Annotated in this window: 6 protein-coding genes and 1 pseudogene; 3 read left to right on the forward strand and 4 right to left on the reverse strand. The window is 45.3% G+C overall.

What is annotated here, in order from left to right; all coding sequences use genetic code 11:
• Window positions 1-27 precede the first annotated feature (27 nt).
• From L1D55_RS22665 to yccS, 4 genes are all read right to left on the reverse strand, one after another.
• Complete coding sequence (locus L1D55_RS22665; RefSeq protein ID WP_239918948.1) at window positions 28-1,290, reverse strand: hydroxymethylglutaryl-CoA reductase; 1,263 nt, start codon at window positions 1,288-1,290, stop codon at window positions 28-30.
• A gap of 208 nt (window positions 1,291-1,498) precedes the next feature.
• Window positions 1,499-1,840 carry a hypothetical protein gene (locus L1D55_RS22670; protein WP_239918949.1) on the reverse strand — a complete coding sequence of 114 codons (342 nt, stop codon included), beginning with the start codon at window positions 1,838-1,840 and terminating at the stop codon, window positions 1,499-1,501.
• 121 nt (window positions 1,841-1,961) lie between these two features.
• The gene (locus L1D55_RS22675) at window positions 1,962-2,147 is read right to left on the reverse strand and encodes a hypothetical protein (protein ID WP_008218851.1); all 186 of its coding nucleotides are present in this window, start codon (window positions 2,145-2,147) and stop codon (window positions 1,962-1,964) included.
• Window positions 2,148-2,458: 311 nt separating this feature from the next.
• A complete protein-coding gene (gene yccS / locus L1D55_RS22680) occupies window positions 2,459-4,663 on the reverse strand; it encodes a YccS family putative transporter (RefSeq protein ID WP_239918950.1) in 2,205 nt (734 codons plus the stop codon).
• Window positions 4,664-4,840: 177 nt separating this feature from the next.
• Here yccS and helD point away from each other — a divergent pair, with 177 nt between their 5' ends.
• The 3 genes and pseudogenes from helD to L1D55_RS22695 all read left to right on the forward strand — a co-directional run.
• Window positions 4,841-6,916, forward strand: a complete 2,076-nt coding sequence (gene helD / locus L1D55_RS22685; RefSeq protein WP_239918951.1) for a DNA helicase IV — start codon at window positions 4,841-4,843, stop codon at window positions 6,914-6,916.
• A gap of 82 nt (window positions 6,917-6,998) precedes the next feature.
• Window positions 6,999-7,349, forward strand: a complete 351-nt coding sequence (locus L1D55_RS22690) for a VOC family protein (RefSeq protein WP_239918952.1) — start codon at window positions 6,999-7,001, stop codon at window positions 7,347-7,349.
• A gap of 92 nt (window positions 7,350-7,441) precedes the next feature.
• Window positions 7,442-7,641 (forward strand): annotated as a pseudogene (locus tag L1D55_RS22695) (helix-turn-helix domain-containing protein); the annotation flags it as partial.

The raw sequence follows: 7,641 nt of genomic DNA on the forward strand, positions 1-7,641 counted from the left end.
AAACCGAACAAGCCAAATTGATAAAGGTTATTTACGAGCTAACTTATGGTGAGCTCGTGAAAAGTGGCCTGCGCAAAATGCACCAACGATGGAAAGCTCTCCGGCTAAACACAATGCAGCACAAACCTCAGCTAAGGCTTGGGATTTACCATTGCCGTGCAGACCTAGCAAATCAAGACACGCTTTTTGGCTTGGAAGGCTTGTACCACCACCAACAGTGCCTACCATTAGGTTAGGAAGCGTTACGCTTGCGTATAAACCGCCTTCTTTGTTTAGCTCCATGCGAGTCATGCCGATGGCAGATTCGGCAACACACGCAGCGTCTTGTCCGCAAGCGATGTAAAGTGCAGCCAGTGCATTAGCGTAATGGGCATTGATACCGATAGTGCCGCTAAGAGCGCCGCCTACAGTGGTCATTTGACCAAACTGAACCATCTTCTCTGGCGTGGTGTGTAGATACTTAGCCACAAGTTCTGCTGGGATATTAACCTCAGCGGTGACCTTTTTGCCTCGCACGCTGCGTAAGGTTTGGGTATTCGCTTTCTTATCGCCAGATAAGTTGCCATCAAGGAAAGCGTGGTCAGGCTTAACTGGGGTGTGTTCTATGATGTACTCAAATACCGCATTGGTCGCGATGGTCACCATATTCTGACCAGATGCATCTCCCGTTAGAAACTCAAACACCAAATAAACATGGTTGCCTTCAATGTTGATATTGATATCGGTCAGTTTGCCGTGGGAAGTCGTAGATTCAGCTAGGGTTTTAAACTTCTCATACTGAGTTACTGCCCATGCCACAAACTGTCCAGCTTCAATCAAACCTTGGAATGCAAAGCCAGGAGTTCGTGTTACGCCTTCATTGAGCAACATTGCACTCGCACCACCACAAGCACTAATGAGTTTAGAGCCTCGGTTATAAGACGCGATAAGTGCTGCCTCGGTTGTTGCCAGTGGAACTAGGTAATCACCTTGGGCAAATAGGCCATTAACACGCAGCGGACCAGAAATACCGACAGGCACTTTCACTGTGCCAACGAAGTGCTCGATGTTTTTTTCGTAGGCTTGCATCTGACTTTCGGTATGAGGGTCGAGTAGCTCTTGTTGTGATTCTGCGTTGTCGAGAGCCGTCCAACGGCGTGTCACATTCTTTTCTGTCAGGTAAGGGCTAGGTGTCAGCTTCTTTGCCGGCTTTTCAAAATGAGGCTGGAGTTTATTTTCTAATTCGTCTGCGGAGATATCGCCCCCTAAAATAGAAACATAGTCGCGGCGATGCAGATTTAGTTTTGGCATAAATAGTATGAAGTAAAGTTTGTGCAGCAAATTGGTTTGCGCTGATTCTACCGAGTAATAAACCAGAAACAAGCGCCAGATATAATGAGTTACAGTTTGTGTGCTTATTAAATCAAAAAGTCGCTAAAGTGCTTGAGTTGTCTGGTTTCACACCCTACAAAATCGTCATTAAACTTGATTGTAGTTCAGCTCAAATGATCAGCAAGGTTTAGATATGGATGTCGAGTAGGCTGCCAATGGCTTCGTTTTGGCGCTCCACAACGCTAGCACCGACACGGTTATAGCTAGCACTCTGCGTTAATTTGACCAACGCATCGCTTGAAGAAGCAGTAGGTTCTGGTTCTTTTTCTTTAAATGAAAGGGATTGCTCAGGCTCAATTTGATTAAAGCTGAAATCGTTGTCTTCGATTACATCGTCGTCAGATTCGGGCACATGTTCAGAGACTTGATTATGTTTTGAGGCTTGGTTGAGTTCTATCGCCGCTTCTTCAGCCATGTTGGCAGACTGCTGAATAATGGCGTAACCAGATTGAATACCAGATATCGACATAGCAGGACCTTTAATTGACGTATGGGAAGAGTCTAGGTGGACGATATTTTAAGCGCAATGGTGAGCAGGTAAGATCTACAATAAAAGGATAAACTTAAGCTAAAATAGTGAGGTCTGTCTATTAACTGAACAGATCGTTAAGTGCGTTGAGCTCTTCATCAGTAAGCAGAGCTGCTTTATCTGTTTCCAGGTTACCGTCGATCTCGCCTTGCAACGCTTTCAGTTGCTCCGGGCTAAGAAGTTGGATCTGCTGTTTAAATGCTTCAAACTGTTGAGTATTCATAATGTGACCTTGCTGCAATTCCATATGCTCTAATGAGCATAGACTACTGTAACCAGAAATCAAACAAGATTAAGAGAATATTAAACTTATTTTGTCGTTTCCTAGAACTAAGACAACTATAAATTTCTGTGGTCGCTTTTTGTCCGAGGAATGTTAAGCAAAGTTAAGGCTTGGTCAATCAAAGTCAGAAAGTCATGACAATGTAAAAATCGACTCATCCCTTATGCAGTAAGGCTAGGTGAGGAGTTGCCCTACCCAAATATAGGTATTGGTAGAGCAACCTACAAATTTAACAAATGATCAAAAGGTAAGCGATTGTCGCTATCTTTTTGTTTTTACAGTACTTTGTGCTTCGTTCGAGAAGTGTCCGTTTCAAACGCTTTGTCGATTTTTACTTTAACTGCAAATTTGGTTGCTAGCGTATGCAGTTCTGGAAGCATTCGATAGATCAAATGCAGCTGCTGTAGAACCATTCTGACAGAACTTTCGTCTTCTTCTCGCCACTCACTCAAACGTTTATCCAAATCAGGATCGTAAGTATTTTTGACTTCACACTGTTCGCAGTGAGAGTAAAGCTGATCATTGAGCGCGTCGAGGTGCTCATGGATGACACGGTGAGCATCTAAAACGAGCTTGTGTGTCGACTCGTCGTCGATACGTGTTCTATGCGCACCTAAAGCGGAAATGTAGCTTAATAGGGCATGGTTGAGCGTTAGGAAGCGGAAACTCTCATCTTCAGAAGTACGATATTTCCCAGGTTCGACTAACATACTGCTGATCGCCACGGTCAGGTTCGCATCGTTGTTGTGCGCACTGCGACGAGCGATACGGTAATTCAACGTGTCTTTCTTGCCGACTCGATACTGACCGATTATTTGCGCCAAGTAGTTCTTGTTGGCATCGAGCGCGTCAGCCATTACCTTATGCAGTCGCTTCGATTGCCAGTCTGGTAACACATAAACGACAGCCAATACCGCCAGAGCACAACCAATGAAGGTATCTGCCAGCCGCGGCAGAACCACAGCATAGCCTTCACCAAGCTGGTTAAAGCAGAACAGTACCAATAGGGTGATGAAGCCTGTTGCGAAGCCGTAGTTATTAATACGGAAAGCAAAGAACATCACGCCACTGATCACAATGAAGACTAACTGGCTCTCTTGAGAAGGGAAGAAGGTTAACAGTGGAACGCCGATCAACAGACCAGCAACCGTACCAATAACACGAGCAGTCAGCTTCTGGCGGGTGGCACTGTAGTTGGGTTGGCAAACAAACAGTGTCGTTAGCAAGATCCAATAACCGCGTTCAATCTCAAACCCTTGGATGATCCCGTAGCCGAGTGTCAGTGTAATTGCCATACGAATAGCATGACGAAATAGCATAGAGTCAGTATGTAGATTAGCTTTGATCTTCTGCCACATTGCCGACAATGTATGCGGGTTGGTGTCGTCTAATACGTCTTCTTCGAGCTTTTCTGCATCTGGGTTACTGATGTTAGATAACTGCTTCTCAACGGTCGCTAAGTTATTGAACAGATAATCCAGTTGGTTCAGTAGAGGCTTCCATTCGGGCTTATTCTGCTGGTGCAGGTGATTAAGTGAAGACATCAGCTCATCGAGTGCCAATACAGACTTGTCACCATGTTGATACTCAGATCCAACTTTAAGCGAGCTCGCCACTTCTTTACATGCCGTTGCCTGCGCTTCTAGTAAATATTTGAAACGAAACAGCACGTCAGAGCGTTCAAAGTGTTTAGCAAGCTCTTGATAACGATAGTGGGTCGAACTTACACGCTCGTGAATGTCTTGCGCGATGAAGTAAGTATTAAGAAATCGGTCACTAGGGCCATCAATGTGTCCACGTTTAGAACGGTTAAGCAGGGTTGCTTTACACATGTTGAGCGCGTTCACGGTACTCGCATTTAATTTGGCTTCAATAATGCGGTGTGGCTGTGGAATTAGGTCAGATACTGGGTAGAAAAGCTCTGCCTTGGATTCCATATAGGTGCCAATTTGGTCAAACACTGTGGCAAGGTTCTGCTGTACGGGTTGCATTGGCCACACAATCTGCCAAATCATCGACATGAAGTAGTACCAAGCAGCACCTGTTAATAGCAACAAAGGCTGGAACCATAAGTTGGTGCTCTCATGGGCACCTAGCATGGTGTAGATTGCGACTAGCAGTGAACCAAAGGCGATACTGGCATATTTAGGCCCGATTGCACCCAGCATGATGAATGAGAATGTTGATGCAAATAGACCTAACGCGAACAGCCACGGCGTGTCGAAAAGCAGTTCAATAGAAAAGGCAGCGATTGCAAAACAGATAAAGGTTAAGGTCAGGGCTTTGAGTCGCCCTGTAAAGCTATCGTCGCTTTCCGCCAGTGCGGCTGCGATGACACCAAGGATCAGTGGGGTGATGAGTGTGTTCTGTCCATAATACCAAGCAGGCACCACCACACCGAGCAGAGTGATGAGAATTAATACGCTGTAATTTATGGTTTTATTTGCCCAATAGAGGCGTAATTTGGCTGAAAATTCCACTGTCACTCGCTTGACGCACTAAAAACCATAATCCTAACAGAAATCAAGCACAAGAATTTGATACTTATCCATAATTGTCCGTAGGTGGTCATGAAAGCGTCGATAAGATATGAGATATTATTAATTCTCATTGCATCATGATATAAATTCAATATTCCCAATTAAGAGCACACTCCAATGCAGCTAAGCGCTAACAAGACTGCACAATTTTTTATTCAAAATGAATACCATCAGGTTGAACTCGATGGTTCACGTCTGCTGTTGTCGTCAGTGGGCAGTGAGGAACGTATCCCGTTTACTATTTGGAGTGGCAAGATCGCGATCAAACGCGGATTGTTTTGGGGATCGTTACAGTTTTTTGCTAACCAACAAGACGGAAAGCAGCGCAGTTGGTTAGTTCAAGGTCTACCTTGGGACCAGTGTCGTCAGTTTGCGCGCGCATCGGTAGCGGCATACCAGAAATGGCATGACACACAGTGTGAGCAGCTGGCCGAACACGTACCTCAATGGGAAGCTGAGTTATTACGTTTAGAGCAACTTCCAGCCTTTCTTCCTCATTCTAAGGTCAACACTTGGGTCGAGAAGGTTAACTCTGGCTTAGAGAGTATGACGATGACGCTGGACGAAGCTGCGCAGCGTATGCCAAATCGCATCGCAAGGCTGCAGCCGTGGTTGTCTGACACCGAGGCTAAGCAAGCGGAAAGAAACCAGCAATGGCTCGAGACAGAGAGAAAAAACTGGGAAGTCTTGTTTGCTCAATGTGAGTCATCGCCGTTGAACTTGTCCCAGCAATACGCGGTTCTAATGAACGATGACCACAACCTGATTCTTGCAGGTGCGGGCTCAGGGAAAACCAGTGTTCTGACAGCGCGTGTCGCTTATTTATTACAAAGTCACCAAGCGCAAGCCGAAGAGCTTTTATTGCTTGCCTTTGGTCGTGAAGCGGCCGAAGAAATGAAGCAGCGCCTCGACAGTAAAATTGGGTTGTCGGCTGAGAAGGTTCAAGTGAATACCTTCCACCAGTTGGGTTTGAAGATCTTGAATGAGGTTGAAACCGAACGTGTGGTGATTTCTCCCCTTGCTTTAGATGACAATCAGCGCCAAGCCTGGTGCATTGATTGGTTGAAGAAGCACTGGATGACGCCGACCAACTTCAAACGTTGGCAGAAGCACTTATCTAAATGGCCAATTGCTTACCTAACGGGTGATGACGAGCTAGGCAGCCACGTTTCAAACCTTAAGTTAATTGGTTGGCTTGAAAAGCAACTGGAACAGTTGAACGCATCAGGCTTAACCAAGAAAGAAGTACAGCAGCAGCTTATCGACCACCGTGATTACACACGCCTTAACAGCGAGCTATCCCTGTGCTGGCCTTGTGTGACTGCGTGGCAGAAGGCATTGAAGGAAGAGAACCATATCGATTTCTCGACCATGATCAGCCGTGCGACTCAGTACGTCGAAAAAGGTAAGTTTATCTCGCCTTGGAAGTTCATCATGATCGATGAATATCAAGACATCTCTCCTGATCGTCTTGCTTTGGTTGAGGCGCTGTGTAACCAGCCTAAAGCCGAACACCAAGCCTCTATTTTTGCCGTGGGCGATGATTGGCAGTCTATTTACCAATTTGCGGGTGCTGACGTTGATTTAACTACAGGCTTTAAAGATCGTTTCGCGAGCTCGACAATTCATCACCTAGATACCACGTATCGTTTCAACAATCAGTTAGGTGCTGTGGCGAATCGTTTTGTGCAAGAAAACCCAATTCAGTTGCCGAAAGAACTAAACAGCTTCAAGCAACAGAAGCAAAAGGCGGTCTACAGTGCGCCAAGTAAAGAGGTTGAGAAGATCCTTGATCAACTTAACCGCCAATCTAAAGGTAAAACCAATAAGTCGGTGTTGATGCTTGGCCGCAATCACTACCATAAGCCTGAGTTGTTGGAAGACTGGAAGAAAATCTATACCTCTATTGATATCAACTTCATGACTTGTCACGCCAGTAAGGGTAAAGAAGCAGACTTCGTTATTATCCTTTGTGTGGATGAAGGACAATTCCCGGCGAAGAAGAAGCAACTACACATTGATGGCGCATTAACTGAATCGTCAGACGTGTTCCCATACGCGGAAGAACGTCGTTTGTTCTATGTAGCGATGACACGTGCTAAAGAGAAAGTGTGGATCACGCATAGCGGCGATGGTTCAGGCTTCGTACAAGAGCTGCATGGTTCTGACTACCCAGTGGTTCGTAAAAAGTAGCTACTTAGGCGGGGTGTTGATTAAGAGCTCAAGTTGCTTTCGCTGTATTTTATTTGCAGACATAACGTAGAAGGACATACATATGGAACATGGCTCAATCAATTACATAGAATTTGCTGCGAAAGATATTGCAGCGACTAAGGCGTTTTTCAGCCAAGTGTTTGGTTGGCGCTTTGAAGATTATGGTCCCGAGTATTCTGCTTTTGAAGGTAAAGGGTTAATGGGCGGTTTCTACCTGGCTGATTTGTCTTCTGATGCAGAAAAGGGCGGGGCATTGATGGTTTTCTACAGTGAAGATCTCGAACAGACCGAACGTGAGGTACTTGATGCGGGCGGAGAGGTCAATCGTGAAATATTCAGTTTCCCTGGTGGTCGACGTTTCCATTTTCGCGAGCCAAGTGGCAATGAAATGGCAGTCTGGAGTGACAAATAGCCTCTTCCATAACTGCAATATTCAGATAAACAAAAGCCTGCGATTGTGAACTGACCCCCAATAGTTGGACACCAATTATTGGGGGTCTTTTTATGTCCAAATATAGCCGAGAGCTAAAATGTATCATTGCTAAGCAATACTTAGATGGCACGTCATCTCTCTACTTAGCAAAACAATATTCAATTTCTTCAAGACAGATACGGTATTGGGCTCAAGTCTTTGCCATTCATGGTACTGATTCATTTTTGCCAACTAACCATGCGGCTACTGCTCAGACAAAACGAAAAGCATT

This window comes from Vibrio sp. Isolate22 (assembly GCF_022398115.1).
Taxonomy (GTDB): Bacteria; Pseudomonadota; Gammaproteobacteria; order Enterobacterales; family Vibrionaceae; genus Vibrio.

Excerpts from the sequence above, each read along its gene's own strand:
- L1D55_RS22665 (WP_239918948.1), bottom strand. The coding sequence starts at position 1,290 with ATGCCAAAACTAAATCTGCATCGCCGCGACTATGTTTCTATTTTAGGG.
- L1D55_RS22670 (WP_239918949.1), bottom strand. The coding sequence starts at position 1,840 with ATGTCGATATCTGGTATTCAATCTGGTTACGCCATTATTCAGCAGTCT.
- L1D55_RS22675 (WP_008218851.1), bottom strand. The coding sequence starts at position 2,147 with ATGGAATTGCAGCAAGGTCACATTATGAATACTCAACAGTTTGAAGCA.
- helD (WP_239918951.1), top strand. The coding sequence starts at position 4,841 with ATGCAGCTAAGCGCTAACAAGACTGCACAATTTTTTATTCAAAATGAA.
- L1D55_RS22690 (WP_239918952.1), top strand. The coding sequence starts at position 6,999 with ATGGAACATGGCTCAATCAATTACATAGAATTTGCTGCGAAAGATATT.